Here is a 20,502-nt window from a genome sequence, read left to right on the forward strand (position 1 = left end):
AAAATGATCAGTTCCATAGTGGAGGTCGCTTATAAAGCCACTGCGCGATTTTTCGATTGTTCTAAGGCTTCGTTGGCTTCACGTTGCTGCTGATCCTGATTCGCAGGAATTTGAGGCTGTTGCAGTTGTTCTTGAGCGCTATTTTCTGTTTGCACTTCAGTTTCACTCGTTCTAGGCGGTGTCGGTGCCGAGTTTTTCCAGCCATAGGTATCGACAGTTGTGGCTTTTTTCGCTGTTTTCGGGGGCGGTGTTTTCGTATAGTGTGTGGTGCCCTTGGCATCGACCCATTTATAATACTGGATTGCTGAAGCACTGCTGCTACAGATGCCCAGAGAAATTGCACAACTCAGACTTAAGGCAGTTAAAAAAGATATTTTCATTGTTTTTGAGCCTCTGTGTTCTAGCCATAAAATACTACAAAACATTGTAGTGATTTTCACAGTAAAAATAATGAATTTTTATCCGCTCTATTCATGATCAAGGGTCGAACAGCTTCTGCATCTCGTTTGTAGAGGTGGTGAGCAAATTTTCAGACACAAAATTTATTGATAAACAACTTCACTGGATTTATTAAAAATTCATTCATTTTTTTTATATAAGACATACTAAAAATTTATAAAATTAAATATATAAGTTTATGAATTTTATTGGATTAAATATTATTAGATTAATTCTTTATTACTGTCCTTGCTCTAGATTGCTGTTAAAAACAGCAAATCAGGTATTTTAAAGCGCATATTGCCTGTTTTTTAAACTTGACTTTAAAGCCTGAAAACACAAGAATGCTGCAATAGTTTTATATGCCTTAATCGATCACCCTTCGACTAAGTGTCATTTCATGCAGTGGGCGATTTCTCTAGCCGAGAAATTGAACAAAGCTAAGCAAAATATGTTTATCCCAACATGTTTTAGGTCTTGTATTGCTCGAACAGCCAAGAGATCAGATTTTTTTTCCTATTGCTATGAAAACTATGAAATTTGTGTGCTATAACAGTGCAGACAGTTAACAAATGAAACACTGCAAATGCCTCCCATTTGTGCAGTGTCATAATATTAGGGTGAATCACGTTGGAACTTCTATCTGGTGGTGAAATGCTTGTTCGCGCATTAGCGGACGAAGGCGTTGAACATGTTTTTGGATACCCAGGCGGCGCAGTTCTTCATATTTATGATGCGCTATTTCAACAAGACAAAATCAATCATTACCTCGTACGTCACGAACAAGCTGCCGGTCACATGGCGGATGCTTACTCACGCGTCACAGGTAAGACCGGTGTGGTGCTGGTGACCTCAGGTCCGGGTGCAACCAATACGGTAACGCCAATTGCAACGGCCTATATGGACTCAATCCCGATGGTGATTTTGTCAGGTCAGGTTGCGAGTCATCTGATTGGTGAAGATGCATTCCAGGAAACCGATATGGTCGGCATTTCACGTCCAATCGTGAAGCATAGTTTCCAGGTGCGTCATGCCAGCGAAATTCCTGCAATCATCAAAAAAGCATTCTATATCGCGTCATCTGGTCGTCCAGGCCCTGTCGTAATTGATATTCCTAAAGATGCGACCAATCCTGCAGAAAAATTTGCTTACGAATACCCGGAAAAAGTGAAGATGCGTTCGTATCAGCCACCGTTTCGTGGTCACTCAGGTCAAATTCGTAAAGCGATTGAAGAATTAGTCAATGCTAAGCGCCCAGTAATTTATTCGGGTGGTGGTGTGGTTCAAGGCAATGCATCTGCACAATTGACAGAGCTTGCGCATCTATTGGGCTATCCGGTAACCAATACCTTAATGGGCTTGGGCGCATTCCCGGGTGATGATGAACAGTTCATCGGTATGCTCGGTATGCACGGTACTTATGAAGCCAACATGACCATGCACAATGCAGATGTGATTCTGTGTGTAGGCGCGCGCTTCGATGACCGTGTCACCAACAATCCGGCAAAATTCTGTCCGAATGCCAAAGTGATTCATATTGACATCGACCCGGCGACGATTTCAAAAACCATTATGGCGCACATTCCAATTGTCGGTGCGGTAGAGCCGGTATTGACTGAAATGTTGAACCAGTTGAAACAGCTCAATGTTTCCAAGCCAAATCCTGAAGTGATTGCGGCATGGTGGTCTCAGATTAATGAATGGCGCAAAGTGCATGGCGGTCGTTATGAAGCGGGTGTTGATGGCGTGATGAAGCCACAACAAGTGGTTCAGGCATTGGATAAAGTGACCAATGGCGAAGCGATCATTACTTCTGATGTCGGTCAGCATCAGATGTTTGGTGCGATGTATTACAAATACAAACGTCCACGTCAATGGATCAACTCAGGTGGTCTAGGCACCATGGGTGTGGGCTTGCCGTATGCAATGGCTGCGAAGCTTGCATACCCGGAACAGCAAGTGGTGTGTATCACCGGTGAAGCATCGATTCAGATGTGTATCCAGGAACTGTCGACCTGTAAGCAATATGGCCTGAATGTAAAAATCCTGTGCCTGAATAACCAGTCTTTAGGGATGGTGAAGCAGTGGCAAGATATGAACTATGAAGGACGTCATTCAAGTTCTTATGTAGATTCATTGCCTGATTTTGCCAAACTGATGGAAGCCTATGGTCATGTCGGTATTCAGATTAATCATGCCGATGAGCTAGAGTCGAAGCTTGCAGAAGCGATGGCGATTAACGACAAGTGCGTATTTATTAACGTTATGGTAGATCGTACCGAGCACGTTTATCCGATGTTGATTGCGGGTCAATCGATGCAGGATATGTGGTTGGCTAAAGGGGAGCGCACGAAATGAGACATATTATCTCTGTACTCGTAGAAAACGAATCAGGCGCGCTTTCCCGTTTAGTGGGTTTGTTCTCACAGCGTGGCTACAACATCGAAACATTGAATGTTGCTCCGACTGAAGATCCAACGCTTTCACGTTTGACATTGACCACTTATGGCGATGATCACAAGATTGAGCAAATTACCAAACAGCTCAACAAGCTGGTTGAAGTGGTGAAAGTGGTTGACCTGTCTGAAGGCGCGCACATTGAGCGTGAACTGATGCTGATTAAAGTGAAGGCATTGGGTTCATCTCGCGACGAAATCAAGCGTACTGCAGATATTTTCCGTGGTCAGATTGTCGATGTAACCCCAACGACCTATACCGTTCAAATCGCAGGTACGACTGAGAAAGTGGATGCGTTTATTGATGCACTTGCAGAACACACGATTTTAGAAGTGGTACGTTCAGGTGTATCCGGTATCGCACGCGGCGAAAAAGTACTCACCATCTAAATTTTAAGTATTTCCTCCTCTAAATAAGAAGAGGGTATCAGGCAATGTAAATACAAGGGTCATTGCCTGATTTAACGGACAAACAAGCATTTAAGCGGAGACAGCAATGCAAATTTTTTACGATAAAGACTGTGACTTATCTATCATCCAATCTAAGAAAGTAGCGATCATTGGTTACGGTTCACAAGGCCACGCGCATGCGCTTAACCTGAAAGATTCTGGCGTTGACGTAACTGTAGGTTTACGTGCGAACTCTGCTTCTTGGAAGAAAGCTGAAAATTCAGGTCTTAAAGTTGCTGAAGTTCCTGCTGCTGTAGCACAAGCTGACGTAGTGATGATCTTGACTCCAGATGAGTTCCAATCTCAACTTTACCGTGACGTAATTGAGCCAAACATCAAGCAAGGCGCTACTTTAGCATTTGCTCATGGTTTCTCGATTCTTTATAACCAAGTTGTTCCACGTGCTGACTTAGACGTAATCATGGTTGCGCCTAAAGCTCCTGGTCACACAGTACGTTCTGAATACCAACGTGGTTCAGGTGTTCCTGATCTTATCGCGATTCACCAAGATGCTTCTGGTAATGCGCGTAACGTTGCTCTTTCTTACGCTTCAGGCGTAGGTGGCGGCCGTACAGGTATCATCGAAACTTCATTCCGTGAAGAAACTGAAACTGACCTTTTCGGTGAGCAAGCAGTTCTTTGTGGTGGTGCAGTTGAACTGGTTAAAATGGGCTTCGAAACTTTGGTTGAAGCTGGTTATGCGCCTGAAATGGCGTACTTCGAATGTCTACACGAGCTTAAATTGATCGTTGACTTAATGTTCGAAGGCGGTATCGCGGACATGAACTACTCTGTATCGAACAATGCTGAATATGGCGAATATGTAACGGGTACTGAAGTAATTAACGAGCAGTCTCGTGAAGCGATGCGTAATGCACTTAAACGTATTCAATCTGGCGAATACGCGAAGATGTTCATTCAAGAAGGTGCTTTAAACTACCCTTCAATGACTGCACGTCGTCGTCAAAACGCTGCTCACGGTATTGAAGTAACTGGTAACAAACTTCGCGCGATGATGCCTTGGATTCAAGCAAATAAAATTGTTGATAAAGAGAAAAACTAATTTCTCGAATCAATTGATTTGAATGCGAAGACCCACTCATTTTGAGTGGGTTTTTTATTTTTGGTGTTACGTGCCTCAAAAGATGTAAGCATTGCTTACATCTTTTTCGTGCCTTGGATTCAAGCGAATAAGATTGTAGATAAAGAAAAGAACTAAGTTCTAATGTCTAAGTCAAAAAGCCCCTGTTTTTAACGGGGGCTTTTTTGTGTGATAATGAAGTTAGTATTAACGTTACGTGCCTCAAGAAGAATAAAGCAGTGCTTTATTTTTTTCGTACCTTGGATTCAAGTAAACAAAATCGTTGATAAGGAAAAGAATTAATACTCATTTTGGTTGAATTTTATGCTATAAAGACCTCGTTATTATGGGGTTTTTTATTGGAAAAGGCATGAAAGTTAAATGCTTAGGATTTGAGATTAGTACAGAAAAGAATCTAATAAATATTAATGATTTTATTGAGAGCAATTTAGTTTTTGAGATAAAAGATATTTTTAAGTGTGATGTATTTATTGATTGTAATGACCCTAATTACTACAAAGGATTAATTCTAACTATTAAAGATCAAAAAGCTTCTACAGCCAAAATGATATTCAATTCAGAAGGCTCATTTCGGGTTGCATAGCACCCATTATTAAGTTTTTGCTACTTCATCAAACAGTCACACAGAACACCTATGCTTTGCTTAAAACATACATAAGTAAGATAGGTGCGACATGAATCAGCCCTACAGCCAAGCCTTAACAAAACAACAAGCATTCCTTGATGGCTTTCAATTTGACTTAAAACAGCAACGTCTGAAAAGTCCTCAAAAATCATCTGCGCTTGCAGATTTGGTACGCCCCCGCTTAAAAATTGCCATAGTGACCGAAACATGGCCACCTGAAATTAATGGTGTAGCCCATTCACTGTTACAACTCTGCAAAGGGCTGAAAAAACAGGGGCATAAAATTTTATTGATTCGACCCGAGCAAAAAGGCATCTGTGCTGAATTTCAACCCTATCGGGAATGTTTGGTTAAAGCACAGCGTATTCCCAAATATTCAGGCTTACAGTTCGGTTGGCCGCAGTTTCTAAAAGTTCGCCATGCGGTAGAAGTCTTTGCACCCGATGTAGTGCATATCGTCACAGAAGGCCCATTAGGGCTTGCCGCGCAGCAAACTGCAAGATTCCTTAAAATTCCTGTATCGAGCGGTTTTCATTCACCATTTCAGGAATTTAGCCGTTTCTTTGATTTGGCATTCTTGGTTAAACCTATTCAGCATTATCTCAAATGGTTTCATAATCATACCGCAATTACCTGTGTACCGAGTCGTGAGACTGCCGAAGCACTCCGCAAATTTGGAGTGACGTGTCCACTGGTTGTGGTGGGGCGAGGGGTAGATACACAAGCCTTTTCACCTAAATGGCGTTCTGATTCCCTACGCCAGAGCTGGGGAGCTTCCAAAGAGACCCGTGTCATGTTGTATGTCGGGCGTTTATCGCCTGAAAAAGAAATACCAGTGGTGATTCAGGCATATTTCACATTGCGTCATATGCATTGTCAGGATGTGCGTCTGGTGGTGGTCGGAGATGGTCCAGACCGACAGCGCTTAGAGCAGTTGAATCATGATGCTTCGATTGTGTTTACCAGGAGTTTGCGTGGTCAACAGCTTGCTGAAGCCTATGCCAGTGCCGATGTGTTTTGCTTTGCGAGTCAGGTTGAAACCTTTGGCAATGTGGTATTGGAGGCGATGGCCAGTGGACTGCCGGTTATTGCTTATGATTATGCTTGTGCACATCTACATGTACAACACGACCGAACAGGCTGGCTCAGCTCACTGGGTCTGCAAGAAGATTTAACAGCCAATATCTTAAAGTTACCAGATTATCACACACTTAGAAGAATGGGTGTGTATGCTTCACACTGTGCACAGAAGGTCGGATGGCAACATCCTGTAGAGCAGTTTGAACAGGTTCTGTACTCAATCACAAGGCAAAATAAATGACCTAATTAAAACAAGAGCGGGAGCAACATGATGAAAATCCACAATGCCAAACTCAAATTTTTAGAAATAGATTTAAAAGGCTGTGTCTACCTCAATCATCTCTCCCACTCAAATCGAATCGCTGCTTTTTTTAAAATCATTAGCCGTTTGGGGGATGGAGTGTTTTGGTATGTGATGTGTTTTGCTGCATGGGGACTTCGTGGCTTGGAGTATGGGCTACAGATGCTCTATATCATTTTGGGTGGAACGTTCGGTACGCTGATTTATAAAATTCTCAAAACAAAAACTGTACGTCCAAGACCTTATCAGGTGCACCAGGTGATTCGACTGGGTGAGCGGCCGCTTGATCATTTTAGTTTTCCGTCTGGACATACCTTGCATGCGGTAATGGCAACCACGGTCTTGGGTTATGTTGCACCGCTATTATTGCTGTTGATGCTCCCTTTTACGCTGCTGGTGGCTTTATCGCGCATGATTCTGGGATTGCATTATCCAAGTGATGTCGCGGTTGGGGCAATGATCGGAGGCATGATGGCCGTGGTCATTGTGCTGAGCGCACCTTATCTCAATATTATGTTGTAAAAGTAAGTGAAAACTGGGGCGAAAGCTCGCAGATTTTTATAAATTTGCTAAAGTACAGCATTAAAGCAAATATGGTGAGAAATAGAGATGGGTTTACGTTGGACTGATACCCTGGATATCGCGATTGAACTCTACGAAGCGCATCCAGATGTGGACCCGCAGTGGATTCGTTTTACTGATTTACACGCCTGGGTATGTGCCTTGCCTGAGTTTACGGATGACCCGACTAAATCCACAGAAGGTCTGCTGGAAGCGATTCAAATGGCATGGATTGACGAAGCGCGTTAAGTGCCCGATTGAAAAAAGCATATTTTTACAGTGTAAAAGCAGAAAAGTGCGCATTATCTCGGTATAATGCGCCAAATTTTCATGTCAACAATTGACTTAAGGAGCCTATCATGGCTATCGAACGTACTTTATCTATCGTAAAACCAGACGCAGTTGCTAAAAACCACATCGGCGACATCTTTGCTCGTTTCGAGAAAGCTGGTCTTCAAATTGTTGCAACTAAAATGAAACACTTGACTCAAGCTGAAGCTGAAGGCTTCTACGCTGAGCACAAAGAACGTGGTTTCTTTGCTGATCTTGTTGCTTTCATGACTTCTGGTCCAGTGGTTGTTTCAGTTCTTGAAGGTGAAAACGCTGTTCTTGCTCACCGTGACATCCTTGGCGCGACGAATCCTAAAGAAGCTGCTCCTGGTACAATCCGTGCAGATTTCGCTGTAAGCATCGACGAAAATGCTGCTCACGGTTCTGACTCTGTAGCATCAGCTGACCGTGAAGTTAACTACTTCTTCGCTCAAACTGAGATTGCTCCACGTACTCGTTAATTCGCAGTATTCAAACCAGATAAGTGTTATTATACTTATCTGGTTTTTTTATTCTTTGAATAATTCTTTGCTCACATATTGAGCTTCTCCTTTGATCTTTAGACATGGTTTAGGTAATACACATGAGTACTGAAGTCGTCGCTGTATCTGCAGTTTCAGCTGCACAGCAACCATCTCCGTCCACTCCCACACAGCAGAATGCTGTGGAAAAAGTGAACCTACTCGGCATGTCTCGTCCGCAAATGGAGAAATTCTTTGAGGATATGGGGGAGAAGAAGTTTCGTGCCGGGCAGGTAATGAAATGGATTCACCAATTTTTCGTGACTGATTTTGCCGAGATGACCAATATTTCAGGCAAATTACGTGAAAAATTGGAAAAAATTGCTGAAATTAAAGCGCCCGAAGTGGTGCATAAAAATTATTCTAAAGACGGTACCCGGAAATGGGTCTTCCGTGTCGGTGATGGTGACGGCTCTCTTGTCGAAACTGTATTGATTCCTGCTGAACATCGTAGCGGCCTACGTCGTACCTTGTGTATTTCGTCTCAAGTGGGCTGCGCACTGGACTGTTCATTCTGTTCAACCGGTAAACAGGGTTTTCAGCGCGATTTAGATCAGTCAGAAATCATTGGTCAGTTGTGGGTGGCGAACTATTCCTATATGGAAGATGTACCTGTGGCAGATCGTGAACGTTCAGTCACGAATGTGGTCATGATGGGCATGGGCGAACCACTGCTTAACTACGATGCCGTACTCAATTCCATGCGCATTATGCTGGACGACTTTGCTTATGGCATGTCGAAACGTCGTGTGACCTTATCGACATCAGGTGTGGTGCCGAAAATCGATCAAATGGTCAAAGACATTGATGTGGCACTGGCAATTTCATTGCACGCACCAAATGACGAACTGCGTAATGAACTGGTGCCAATCAACAAGAAATATCCGTTAGAACAACTGATTGCGGCGTGTCAGCGTTATATTGCCAAAGATGGTAATGAAAGTTCACGTAAACACGTCACCATTGAATATGTGATGCTGGATGGTGTGAATGATCATCCTGAACATGCACAGCAAATGATTAAGCTGCTGAAGAACTTGCCGAGCAAGATTAATTTGATTCCATTCAACCCTTTCCCGCACGCGCCTTATGGGCGTTCAAGCCGTAACCGCATTATTTCTTTCCAAAAAACTTTGTCTGATGCCGGTTTTGTGTGTACGATTCGTCAGACACGCGGTGATGATATTGATGCGGCGTGTGGACAGCTTGTAGGTCAAGTGGCTGATCGTACCCGTCGTGCGGAACAGTGGAAAAAGAAAATTGCGCAGTCAAATGAGATTATGCGTTCACAAGGATAATAAGAGGTCGCCAGTTGAGAAATCTAACATCTAAAATTGCTTTGATTTCAACAGTATGTGTGTCTTTAGCTTTGGTTGCATGTCAAACGCCAGATTTAGGTCAGAAAGATCCTGAAAAAGCCACCAAAGTCCGTACCCAATTGGCGGCAGAATATTTAAGAACAGGTGACCTAGATGCAGCCAAACGTGCGCTGGATCAGGCACTCGAAACGACTCCGCGTGATTCGCAAGCGAATATGATGATGGGCGTGCTATTGCAACAGGAAGGTAGTCAGCTCAATCTTGAGAAAGCAGATGCTTATTTCAAGCGTGCGATTTCGGCAGATCCGAAAAATGCACAGGCACGCAACAACTATGGCACGTATTTATATCAGCTGGAGCGCTATAATGATGCGATCGAGCAGTTTAACATTGCCGGTGCAACTTTAGGTTATGATCAGCGTTTCCGTGCACTGGAAAATATGGGACGTATTTACCTGAAAATGGGCGATGTGGTGAATGCTGAAAAATCATTCAAACAGGCGCTTCAGGCGAATCGCGATTCACATATATCAATGTTAGAGTTGTCAGAAATTTTTTATTTAAACCAGCAGTTCCCGGCAGCGACACAACTGTATCAACAGTTTGCGCGTGGTGTGGGACAGAAAAATCAGGGTGCCCGTGCGCTCTGGGTTGGCATTCGCACTGCGCGTGCCAGTGGTGATCAGTTGGGGATGCAGGTATTGGTGAACCAGTTACGTGCATTGTTTCCTGAAAGCCAGGAATACCAACGTTATTTGCAATTACAGTACAGTACTGAGGCCGTATGGAAGTAAATCCTAATTCACCTTCGAATCATTCGAGCGTAGCTCCAAATGCGTTAGGAAATATTCAACGTCCGGGCGAGTACTTGCGCCAGATTCGTCTCAATCAGCAACGTGATCTGGAAAATGTGGCCAAAGAGCTGAATATTCCGGTCAAAACCCTGACTGCACTTGAGCAGGATGAATATAAGTCTTTACCTGAGGCGACTTTTATCAAAGGCTATTACCGGATCTATGCCAAACTTTTGGGTGTAGATGCGTCGACTATTATTCAGCGTTTTGATGAAATTTATACCAATGATACGGGTTTGTTGCCCAATCATGCGCTGAATAATTCCCCCATCAAAATTATGGGGAAATTGCCAGGTTCCAAGCGTGACCGTAACCGTAAATGGTTAAAGCGCATTTTTATTACGCTGGTCTTGCTGCTAATTTTGGGCGCACTGTTTGCCATGATTCAAAACTGGTCGAGCAGTAATTCGCAAAATAGCAGTGAAGTTTCTGGAGTCGGTGCTTCCAATATCGAGATTCTGAATCTGGATGCAGGCGCCGCACTGTCTGGCGACCAGCTAAAACTCGATTTTAACCGTCCGACCTCTGTGCATATCGTCGATTCAGCCGGTAACGTTTTAGCGACTGGCCGTCAGGCATCGAGTTTGCAACTCAATGGTGAAGCACCATTCCAGATTCGTCTTGATGATGCGGCAGCTGTATCACTCAGCCTGAATAATGAAAATATTTCATTGTCACCTTATACCGTAAACGGAAAAGCAGAATTCCGTTTGTCACCTTAACAGATCAAGAGTAGAGCAAAACCATGATCGTAAATCCAATTAAACGTCGTCCAACACGTAAAATTCGTGTCGGTTCAGTTTATGTGGGTGGTGATGCACCAATCAGTATCCAGTCTATGACCAATACTGAAACCTGTGATGTGGCAGCCACGGTTGCACAGATCCAGCGCTGTGTCGATGCCGGTGCAGACATCATGCGGGTTTCTGTGCCTACGATGGAAGCGGCGGCAGCATTTGGTGAAATTCGTAAGCAGGTGAATGTGCCTTTGGTGGCCGATATTCACTTCGACTATAAAATTGCTTTGGCAGTTGCGGACTTCGGTGCAGACTGTTTGCGGATTAACCCGGGCAATATCGGCTCAGAAGCAAAGATTCGTGAAGTGGTGGCAGCAGCACGTCATAATGATATTTCAATGCGGATCGGTGTCAATGCCGGTTCACTCGAAAAAGACATTCAAAAGAAATATGGCGAGCCGACAGGCGCAGCATTGCTTGAATCTGCGATGCGTCATATCGACATTTTAGACCGTCTGGATTTTCAGGAATTTAAAATTTCAGTTAAAGCATCCAATGTGTTCCTGACCATGGATGCGTACCGTTTGCTGTCACAGCAAATTGATAATCCGCTGCATTTGGGTGTAACCGAAGCCGGTATTTACCGTACAGGTTCGGTTAAATCTGCAATCGCTCTGGGTGGTTTGCTGATGGAAGGCATTGGCGATACCATGCGTATTTCGCTTGCTGCCGAGCCTGAAGAAGAAATTAAAATCGGTTTTGATATTCTAAAATCGCTGGGTCTGCGTTCTAACGGCATTAATTTTATTGCCTGCCCAAGCTGTTCACGTCAGGAATTTAATGTGATTTCAGTGATGCAACAACTGGAAGAGCGTCTGGAAGATATCCGTACCCCGATGGATGTCTCGGTGATTGGCTGTAAAGTAAATGGGCCGGGCGAGGCTAAAGAAGCCGATATCGGTGTCGTAGGTGCAGCGCCACGTTCACTGGTGTATCGTAATGGTGAAAAGAGCCATCTAATTGATACCAATCAACTGGTTGATGAGATCGAAGATATGGTTCGTCAACGTGTTACCGAGCTTGAAGAAGCTAAATCTAAAGAAATTATTCGTACAAGTTTTTCTGAGTAGATCATGAGTTCAATCGTCGCAATCAAAGGTTTTAATGACATTCTCCCAACGCAAAGCCCAGCTTGGAGACGTCTTGAACAACATCTGTCGGGTTTGATGGATGCTTATGGCTATCAACAAATCCGTTTGCCTATCGTTGAACAGACCAATCTGTTCAAACGTTCGATCGGTGATGCCACCGATATCGTTGAAAAAGAAATGTATACCTTTCTGGACAAAGGTAATCCGCCTGAGTCTCTGACACTACGTCCTGAAGGAACTGCAGGCTGTGTACGTGCCATGCTGGAGCATAATCTGCTTCGTGGTGCAACTCCTCGCGTCTGGTATATCGGGCCAATGTTCCGTTATGAAAAACCACAGAAAGGCCGTTACCGTCAGTTCCACCAGTTTGGTGTAGAAACCTTTGGTGTGGCGACTCCGGACATGGATGCAGAGCTGATTTTGATGACTGCACGTCTGTGGAAACGTATGGGCGTAGCGGACAAGGTTCAACTTGAATTAAATACTTTAGGCGAATCGGATGAACGTGCAGCCTATCGTGCAGCCTTGGTTGAATTTTTAGAGTCACATAAAGCCGATCTGGACGAAGATTCTCAGCGCCGTCTGACCACAAATCCACTGCGTATTCTGGATTCTAAAGATGCCAAAACCCAAAGCATCCTAGAAAATGCACCGAAACTGCATGACTTTATGGGTGAAGAAACTCTGGCGCATTTTGCCCAGTTACAACAGTACCTGACTGATGCCGGCGTGAGTTTTGTGATCAACCAAAAACTGGTACGTGGCTTAGACTACTACAACAAAACTGTGTTTGAATGGACCACAACACATTTAGGTTCACAAGGAACCGTGTGTGCCGGTGGCCGTTATGACGGTCTTGTTGGTCAATTGAAGGGCAAGCCTGATCAGTCTGTACCTGCGGTTGGTTTTGCCATGGGTATCGAACGTTTATTGCTTCTGCTTGAACAGGTTGAAGACAATACACCAACGCGTGATTGTGAAGTCTTCCTGGTGGCTGAACCGGCATCTCAAGGTAAGGCCTTGGTGATTGCTGAACAGATCCGTGATCAGCTTGAAGCAGCGGGGAGTCAGGTGCGTTTGAAAGTGGGCTCTCAAGGTTCAATGAAGTCGCAAATGAAAAAGGCCGATCAGGCCGGTGCTTTGTTTGCTGCGATTTTAGGTGAGCGTGAACTTGAAGCGCAGACTTTTACGGTGAAAGAACTGGCAACCGCAGAGCAATCGAATGTGCCATTTACGGACTTCGTTACATTTTTTAGTGCTAAAATTTCTTTAAAATAATCGATAAAACATCAGGAAAAGGGTAGTCTCATGAGCGCAGTGGGTGATGAACAGTTTGAAAGCTTAAAATCCTTTACGAAGAAATATGGTTCTTCGATCATTACAGGGATTTTGATTGCGCTGATTGCCTTTTTTGGATGGGAATATTGGCAGAAGAAAAACCTGGCAGAGTCGCAAATGCACACTGCCAAGGTTCAGCAGTTGATGGATGATGCACAGGCGACGCAGGGCGATGCCTTTGCCAAGCTGTCTGAAACTGCGGACAAAATTGTCAAAGAAGCACCAGATTCAGCTCAGGCCATTCAGACTCAGCTGGTCATGGCGAAACTGGCCTATGACAAAGAAGATTATGCTGCGGCTGAGAAAGCGCTACAAAAAGTTGAAAACTCGACACTAGACGATAAAGGTCTGGTTCAGGTGGTCAAACTTCGTCTGGCTTATGCGCAACTGGCACAGAAAAAATATGATGCTGCATTGAAAACTTTAGAAGCAGTGACTGAACCTGCGTTTAAAGCAACTGCCGATGAAGCACGTGGCGATATCTATGTTGCCAAAAATGATATTGAAAATGCGAAAAAAGTATATCAAAGTGCATGGGATGCCTTGATTGAACGTAAAGAAGAACGTCAGATTTTACAAATTAAGCTCGAAAGCGTAGGCGTGTTGGTCGATGATCCAGAAATCGAACGCCCAATTATAGAAACACAAGCGGAAGAAGCTGCATGAATAGAAAATACAAAATTACCTGTGCCTTGACTGTTTTAACGCTTGCACTGGCTGGCTGTGCAGGTAAAACAAATAAAGTTCCAGAAGTAAAACCGAACCCACTTCCAAAACTGACCCAAGCCAAAACACTGGTTCCTGTATTTTCCACCAGTGTATCTGCGACAGATGCTGCCGATCCATTGCGTTTACGTCTGGATGCAGACAATGGTGTGGTTTTTGCGATTGATCCAAAAGGTGAGGTGTCTGCATTTAAGGGCAAACAGCGTCTTTGGCAGAAAAAAGTCAGCAAAGATAATCTAAGTTCTGGCGTTGAAGCGGCCGAGGGTCTGGTTGTTGTTGGTAGCCAGAAGGGCCAACTGTTTGCACTCGATCAGCAAACCGGTGAGCAAAAATGGACTGCACAATTGACGGGTGCTTTACTGGCGCCTTCACTGATTCATGCAGGTCGTGTGATTAGTGTGAGCAATGACGGTATGGTCTATGCGCATGAAGTGGCAAGCGGTGCACAAGTTTGGACTTATAACCTGCCTAATGTACAATTCAGCCTGCGTGGTATGGCGGCTCCTGTGCCATTAGATGCGCGTAATGTGCTGATTGCATCTTCAAATGCGTATATTTATGCACTGGATGCCTTAAGTGGCGTACCAAAGTTACAGCGTCGTGTCGCCGTGTCGGATGGCCGTTCTGATATTCAGCGTCTGGTCGATATCGACGGTGAGCCGGTCGTTGCAGGTCAGTTTGTGGTGACGACCAGTTATCAAGGTCAGGTGACTGTGCTGGACTTGGCTTCACAGCAAGTGATCTGGAGTGAAGATGCCAGCAGCATCCAGCGTCCAGAAGTTGTCGGAAATGGCGTATTCGTGGCGCAAACTGATGGCAAAATTAAAGCTTTTGAGATTAGCTCGGGTCAACCGCTTTGGGAAAATGATCAATTGCTGAATCGTCAGCTCAGTAATCCAGTGATGTTAGGCACGGATTTGGTGGTCGGTGATCTGGATGGTGTGTTGCACCTGATTGACCCGCGTACCGGACAAATTACTGGTCGTTCGAAAACCTCTGGTGAAGTGCGTAACTTACGCGTGATCGACAACCAGCTTTATGTTTCTACACGCAAGGGCGCATTAAGCATTTGGCAGAACCGTTAATTTTAACGAGCCTTATGTTAAACTAGCCGCAACCGTATTTTTGTGAACGCGGGGTGATTGAAAAATCAATGCCCCGTGTTTTTATTTAGGGTATTTTTCCCCTTATATCTTCCTATACTTTCTGATGTTCAGGCCACTTTGACTGCCTGATTATTGAATAAAGGTTACTCTATGAAACCCGTAATTGCGCTCATTGGTCGTCCGAACGTCGGAAAATCAACTCTGTTCAATCAGATTACCAAGAGCCGTGACGCATTGGTGGCAGACTTTGCTGGTCTGACACGCGACCGTAAATATGGCGATGCAACCTATCAAAATAAATCTTTCATTGTGGTTGATACCGGTGGTATTGGTGAAAATGAAGGCGGTATTGACTCGTATATGGCAGAGCAATCTAAAACTGCCATTCATGAAGCCGATATTATCATTTTTGTGGTCGACGCGCGTGCCGGACTGCTGGCTTCCGATGAGCAGATTGCACGTGAACTGCGTACTTTAGGCAAAAAGGTCTTTCTGGCGGCCAATAAAGTCGATGGCGTACATGCTGAAGCTGCCTTGGTTGAATTCTACAAACTCGGCATGGGCGAGCCGCTACAAGTCGCTGCCAGCCATGGTCGTGGTGTTCAGCAAATGCTGGAAGACGTGCTTGCCGATGTACCGGAAGATGAAAACCCGGAAGAGCATGATAAAAACACTGGTCTGCGTTTAGCGATTATTGGTCGTCCAAACGTGGGTAAATCTACGCTGGTGAACCGTTTGCTCGGCGAAGAGCGTGTGGTGGCATTTGACCAGCCGGGTACAACACGTGACTCGATTTATATTCCATTCGAGCGTGATGGCCGTCAATATACCCTGATTGATACTGCAGGGGTGCGTCGTAAAGGTAAAGTGGATGAAATGATTGAGAAATTCTCGATTGTTAAGACTTTGCAGGCGATGAAAGATGCCAACGTGATTGTGGTTGTGGTCGATGCACGTGATGGTATTGTAGAGCAAGATTTGCATCTGATTGGCTATGCGCTTGAAGCGGGTCGTGCCATGGTCATTGCTGTCAACAAATGGGATAACATGACTGAATATGATCGCAAGCAATGTAAGCTCGATGTAGAGCGTCGCTTCGATTTCATTCCATGGGCAAAAGTGCATTTGATTTCTGCATTGCATGGAACGGGTGTGGGTGAGCTTTATCCTTCGATTCACCGTGCCTATGATTCATCTCGTTTGAAAGTATCACCGGCAAAAATCACCCAGATTTTAAATGATGCAACAGATGCCCACCAACCGCCTATGGTTCAGGGTCGTCGTATTAAAATGCGTTATGCGCATATGGGCGGACAGAATCCACCAACCATCGTGATCCATGGTAACAAGGTCGATAAAACCCCTGCGGATTACCGTCGTTATCTTGAAAACGTATTCCGTAAAGTATACAAGCTTGAAGGTACGCCGATTAAAATCGAGTTTAAAACCTCTGAAAACCCGTTTGAAGGGCGTAAGACGGTGATGGATGAGCGTATTGCAGCGCGTAAACGTCGTTATGTACAGAAGTTCAAGAAAGCCGAGAAGAAATTTAAACGTTAATTTCTTTTTTTAGTTTTCGATAAAAAGCCTGCTGATGCAGGCTTTTTTGTTTTTTGTGAAAAATATAAAAATGTATTTGTGATAAAGCTTAATTCTGATTTTAGCAAAAATAAAAATTTTCTTTTTTTCTAGTCATTTAGTATAAGTATCAATTTAATATTTATATAATATGTATTATATTTGTTTTAAATTGTTAACTCAGTCGCAAGAATGAAAGCTGGCTGAAAAAGATCATAAGAAATTACTGTCTCGATTGGGGTGGTGTGAGGGGAACATGAAAAAAACTGCATTGGCTTTAATCTGTATGATGGGCCTGCCAAGCCTCACGTGTGCTGAAATGATCAAAGTAAATGGTGAGGGCAGTAGCCCGATTATTAAAAAAGATCCGGTAGGAACACGTAATCAAGCATTGAATAATGCAAAAACTGATGCAGTCATTGCTTTAATCAAAAAAATTAATGGCCCTCAAGCCATGCAGGATGCTCAGCCTCATCTAACAGATATTGTGAAACAAGTTGATAATGGCTACGTGTTTAATCGTGGCAGCCAAACTAATAGTAATAAAGAACTGGTCACCTCTATTTCAATTGAAATGGATGATCAGGAGTTTCGCCAGATCTTAAATGACCTGGGTTTATCCAAAAAGAATAGCCGAACCAGTCCGATCATGATCGTGATGGATGAATATTTCGGTGTGCCGCGTGATAACTCTAAACCGGTCAAAGAATTTACCTCGTACTTCTCTGATAAAAGCTATGCTTATGATGAAAAGGCCAGCTATGATGCCAAAGAAAGTGCCAAAGCGAGCGAGAGTTCATCATATTCATCGAAAGGAAAGTCATCAGCTGCATCTGGTTATGTATATGATAATTATTATGGTGCGGGTGTAGGAGTCGCAGCACGTTCAGCAAGTCACAATAATTCAGGTAAATCTTCAGCTTCAGCGAGTTATAACGCCAGTGAGTCAGCACGTTATAGCCAGTCTGAACGCCAAAATGATATTCAAAACTTTGTAAAATATGTGGAATATCAGACTCCATCTACAAAGCCAGAGCGTGAAAACCATACACTGAATGCAATTGCAGGCTCAGCATCTAAATACGATCTACGTTTAATGGATTCGGATCTATTCCGTAGCCGTTATTTAAAAGGCAAGAGTATGTCCATTCAGCAATTGCTGAGTGATGCAGAATTGGCAAAACTTGCAGTTGCTGCACGTCAGGAAAAAGCAGACTGGTTTATGGTCGGTAGCTCCTATATTTATGACCGTGGTCGTTCAGGTGTAACCGGCCAGTTTGTGTGTGATGGTGCTGTCAGCTATAAAATTTATTCAGTTGATGATGGCACGCTGATGGGCGGTGATACCCGCACGGAATCATCAACGGCTGCAACGACAGATTCGTGTCGTACCAATGTTGCCGGTAAACTGGGCGAAATGACCTTGTCCGAAGTCGGTCCACAAATTCTATCCTATTCGAAAAACCGTAGCATGTATGGTAAGGAAATTACCCTTTTTGTAAAAAGTGTATCGGGTAGCGTATCTAGCCGCTTGGGAGATGATCTCTATGTGGCTTTAGATGGGATGGACGGCGCAGAAAATATCGATATACGTACCCAGGATGGCAAGCTGGTCGAGATGACCATGACTTATAAAAGTGAAAAGCCATTGAGTGCTGAACTGGCCAAAGCTTTACGCCGGGTAAATCCTGTGCTGTCTAATGCAGAACGTTTGCAAGCAGGGAATACCATTACCTTATGTATTGGCGGTACCCAATGCAAATAAGCATGAAAAAAATTACTCTTGCCATGGCCCTGATGGGTAATGCTGCAAGTGTGCAGGCCAATATTCAGGTTTTTCCGGCTAAAGGAATTTATGGCTTGGAATTGCCTTGTCGTCAATCGGCAGATCATATAGAAGCAAATGCCTCCTCGATTTCCTGTGACTTTAGCAAGGCTGTGTCGAACGAGGTGATCCGTAAACAAGTTGCACAGACTTTTGAGCAGCAGTTGAAACAGGTTTTGCAAGATCAGGTGGTGGCTTCAATTTCCCAGCAGAATAAACATCGAAGCTATGTGGCTTCTCTGGAAGTTTTGCGTGCTAGTGAATATGTGGTGCAAAAGGAATCTACAGCCGAGATTTTTCTGCCAGTCACCTTAAGCTTAAAATTGACCAATGTTCTATCTGGGGAAGTGATTTATACCGATAGTGCTACCTTGTCACAGCCTATTCAGGTGTTGTCGACCGAGATTCAGACTGTTGCAACACGTCAAGCCGTCCAGCAGAAGTTTCAAAGCAGTTTGCTGACCTTGACCCAGCAACTCACTCAGGATCTCCAGAAGAAATTCAAGGTGTCTGAAGTACAGACCAAGGTGATTGATCGCTGGAAATCCTATCTGATTTTAGATAAAGGCTTCAATCAAGGCATTGCCAAAGACGATGAACTCAGTTCGGATTCCGGAGATTTGATTAGAGTTGTACATGCCGATAGTGATTATGCAGTGGCATTACCGGTGTTGATGAGTGGCACTTCAAGCCAGTTTAGCAAGATTTCGGCAAATACCCGTCAGGCGCTGAATAAGCCTAAAGCTTTGGTCGTAGATGTATTGACCTACCAAGGTGAATCAAAAGACCTGATTGAGCAGATTTTTTCTGATGCCATCGGGGAGAATGCATCATTTACCCTTACGCCGGTGAATAAACGTTACAGCACTTTGACACAAAGTGTCAGTGAGCAGACGGGGTTAAGCAATCAGGAAACCCAGCACCAGCGCGAACTACCAGAATTTTTTATTCGTATTAATGTGATCCCTGTGATTGGCTATCAGCAACAAGTCGGCAAGATGACCCAGCAGCAAGTGGTACATAGCGAAGTTTTTGCTGAGATGATTGATCGTTCGGGACGTGTGATTTATTCCGCGCATGCGACTGATGAAATAAGTGAAACCATTTCACAAGGTATGGGTTTTTCACTCGGTACGCGTAAAGAAGTGGCACTCAAAAATGCTTTGGTGAAATTAGGTCAGCAATTTCAGAAAGGGATTCAATTTACCCGTTCCGATTTGCAGGTATCGAGCGGGGGGAGCGATACCATCACGATTCAGGATACGGGTGAGCGCTTGACCACAGGCATGAAAATTCATGTCTATAACCGTGAAAAAGTTGCACAACGTCAAGTATTGATTCCCACTTGGGAAGCTACAGTGGTTGAGCGTCAGGGCAATAAAGTTAAAGCACAGCTTGATTTTCCTGTGAGTGGAAATGATCGTCTACCGGTACGTTCAGGAGACAGCATCTTGGTGGATAGTCACGCTGCTGTCGGTGACTCAAAACTTGCCCGGGTGCTTTGTTCAAATCTGCATACTGAACAGGTTGGAGAGATTCCGTTTTATGGATTTGGGCCACTGATTTACCACGCGTTTACCAGTCAATCCAAGCGTCCGTTTTATGCGACAGGTTCAGGGTTTAAAGGGCAGACCAGTTTAAAAACATCTATTGTAAAAATGACTGAAAATGCGGGCTTTAAAAAACAGCTGGATTTGAAACTGTATGTGCCAAAAGAAGAGTGTTTACAGCCAGCATTTAAGATTCAGGTTCAAGAAGATTCCATCAAATGCAATACAGATCAATCCATCTGCGATGCCACTTTGGTATTGGCAGGAGGAGCACGCCGTTTTAATGAAAAACAGGAGCGGGTCGGTGCTGTAGGTTTGCAACAGGAAGTTAATTTAAAAGGTATAAATACTGCTCATCGTCATGCCATGTACAACATTCAAATGTTTAAAGCATTACCAAAAATTTTAAATCAGATCGTGCAAAAAGCCGATTCAGGGCAGTAAGGAATTATGA

The 20,502-nt window shown here is 44.0% G+C and carries 19 protein-coding genes; 18 read left to right on the forward strand and 1 reads right to left on the reverse strand.

The window, feature by feature from the left end:
- Window positions 1-29: 29 nt before the first annotated feature.
- Window positions 30-380: a DUF4124 domain-containing protein gene (locus FTT73_RS01385; RefSeq protein ID WP_005172709.1), complete on the reverse strand. Its 351-nt coding sequence runs from the start codon at window positions 378-380 to the stop codon at window positions 30-32.
- Window positions 381-1,068: 688 nt separating this feature from the next.
- Between FTT73_RS01385 and FTT73_RS01390 the strand changes: the two genes are divergently transcribed.
- The 18 genes from FTT73_RS01390 to FTT73_RS01475 all read left to right on the forward strand — a co-directional run bounded on the left by FTT73_RS01390 (window position 1,069) and on the right by FTT73_RS01475 (window position 20,492).
- Window positions 1,069-2,796: an acetolactate synthase 3 large subunit gene (locus FTT73_RS01390; RefSeq protein WP_086044103.1), complete on the forward strand. Its 1,728-nt coding sequence runs from the start codon at window positions 1,069-1,071 to the stop codon at window positions 2,794-2,796.
- Window positions 2,793-3,284 (forward strand): acetolactate synthase small subunit, encoded by a 492-nt coding sequence (gene ilvN / locus FTT73_RS01395; RefSeq protein ID WP_064094785.1) that lies wholly within the window; start codon window positions 2,793-2,795, stop codon window positions 3,282-3,284. The genes FTT73_RS01390 and ilvN overlap by 4 nt, the downstream gene beginning before the upstream one ends.
- Before the next feature lie 106 nt (window positions 3,285-3,390).
- Window positions 3,391-4,407, forward strand: coding sequence for a ketol-acid reductoisomerase (ilvC, locus tag FTT73_RS01400; protein ID WP_004278368.1), 1,017 nt, complete (start codon window positions 3,391-3,393; stop codon window positions 4,405-4,407).
- Window positions 4,408-4,795: 388 nt separating this feature from the next.
- Window positions 4,796-5,029, forward strand: coding sequence for a hypothetical protein (locus tag FTT73_RS01405; RefSeq protein ID WP_180190898.1), 234 nt, complete (start codon window positions 4,796-4,798; stop codon window positions 5,027-5,029).
- A 91-nt stretch (window positions 5,030-5,120) separates the two neighbouring features.
- Complete coding sequence (locus FTT73_RS01410) at window positions 5,121-6,392, forward strand: glycosyltransferase family 1 protein (protein ID WP_180190899.1); 1,272 nt, start codon at window positions 5,121-5,123, stop codon at window positions 6,390-6,392.
- A 30-nt stretch (window positions 6,393-6,422) separates the two neighbouring features.
- Window positions 6,423-6,974 carry a phosphatase PAP2 family protein gene (locus FTT73_RS01415; RefSeq protein WP_005095663.1) on the forward strand — a complete coding sequence of 184 codons (552 nt, stop codon included), beginning with the start codon at window positions 6,423-6,425 and terminating at the stop codon, window positions 6,972-6,974.
- A gap of 87 nt (window positions 6,975-7,061) precedes the next feature.
- Window positions 7,062-7,262 carry a Fe-S cluster assembly protein IscX gene (gene iscX, locus FTT73_RS01420; RefSeq protein WP_100329232.1) on the forward strand — a complete coding sequence of 67 codons (201 nt, stop codon included), beginning with the start codon at window positions 7,062-7,064 and terminating at the stop codon, window positions 7,260-7,262.
- A 110-nt stretch (window positions 7,263-7,372) separates the two neighbouring features.
- On the forward strand, window positions 7,373-7,804 hold the full coding sequence (ndk, locus tag FTT73_RS01425; RefSeq protein WP_004647460.1) for a nucleoside-diphosphate kinase: 432 nt from the start codon (window positions 7,373-7,375) through the stop codon (window positions 7,802-7,804).
- Window positions 7,805-7,926: 122 nt separating this feature from the next.
- Entirely contained in the window at window positions 7,927-9,162 is a 1,236-nt protein-coding gene (gene rlmN / locus FTT73_RS01430) for a 23S rRNA (adenine(2503)-C(2))-methyltransferase RlmN (RefSeq protein ID WP_100534605.1), read from the forward strand.
- 14 nt (window positions 9,163-9,176) lie between these two features.
- Window positions 9,177-9,977, forward strand: a complete 801-nt coding sequence (gene pilW / locus FTT73_RS01435; RefSeq protein WP_180190900.1) for a type IV pilus biogenesis/stability protein PilW — start codon at window positions 9,177-9,179, stop codon at window positions 9,975-9,977.
- Window positions 9,968-10,759 carry a DUF4115 domain-containing protein gene (locus FTT73_RS01440; protein WP_074384029.1) on the forward strand — a complete coding sequence of 264 codons (792 nt, stop codon included), beginning with the start codon at window positions 9,968-9,970 and terminating at the stop codon, window positions 10,757-10,759. The genes pilW and FTT73_RS01440 overlap by 10 nt, the downstream gene beginning before the upstream one ends.
- Before the next feature lie 23 nt (window positions 10,760-10,782).
- Window positions 10,783-11,904 carry a flavodoxin-dependent (E)-4-hydroxy-3-methylbut-2-enyl-diphosphate synthase gene (ispG, locus tag FTT73_RS01445; protein WP_180190901.1) on the forward strand — a complete coding sequence of 374 codons (1,122 nt, stop codon included), beginning with the start codon at window positions 10,783-10,785 and terminating at the stop codon, window positions 11,902-11,904.
- Between the two features lie 3 nt (window positions 11,905-11,907).
- On the forward strand, window positions 11,908-13,203 hold the full coding sequence (hisS, locus tag FTT73_RS01450) for a histidine--tRNA ligase (RefSeq protein ID WP_180190902.1): 1,296 nt from the start codon (window positions 11,908-11,910) through the stop codon (window positions 13,201-13,203).
- A gap of 30 nt (window positions 13,204-13,233) precedes the next feature.
- Window positions 13,234-13,929 carry a tetratricopeptide repeat protein gene (locus FTT73_RS01455; RefSeq protein WP_005095680.1) on the forward strand — a complete coding sequence of 232 codons (696 nt, stop codon included), beginning with the start codon at window positions 13,234-13,236 and terminating at the stop codon, window positions 13,927-13,929.
- Entirely contained in the window at window positions 13,926-15,074 is a 1,149-nt protein-coding gene (gene bamB / locus FTT73_RS01460) for an outer membrane protein assembly factor BamB (protein ID WP_005095682.1), read from the forward strand. Before FTT73_RS01455 ends, bamB begins: the two co-directional genes overlap by 4 nt.
- Window positions 15,075-15,245: 171 nt before the next feature.
- Window positions 15,246-16,655, forward strand: coding sequence for a ribosome biogenesis GTPase Der (der, locus tag FTT73_RS01465; protein ID WP_005095683.1), 1,410 nt, complete (start codon window positions 15,246-15,248; stop codon window positions 16,653-16,655).
- Between the two features lie 274 nt (window positions 16,656-16,929).
- Complete coding sequence (locus tag FTT73_RS01470) at window positions 16,930-18,438, forward strand: hypothetical protein (RefSeq protein ID WP_180190903.1); 1,509 nt, start codon at window positions 16,930-16,932, stop codon at window positions 18,436-18,438.
- A gap of 2 nt (window positions 18,439-18,440) precedes the next feature.
- Window positions 18,441-20,492 (forward strand): hypothetical protein, encoded by a 2,052-nt coding sequence (locus FTT73_RS01475; protein ID WP_180190904.1) that lies wholly within the window; start codon window positions 18,441-18,443, stop codon window positions 20,490-20,492.
- The last annotated feature ends 10 nt before the right edge of the window (window positions 20,493-20,502 follow it).

The sequence above is a fragment of the Acinetobacter sp. YH01006 genome, assembly GCF_013420445.1.
GTDB classification, from domain to species: domain Bacteria; phylum Pseudomonadota; class Gammaproteobacteria; order Pseudomonadales; family Moraxellaceae; genus Acinetobacter; species Acinetobacter pseudolwoffii.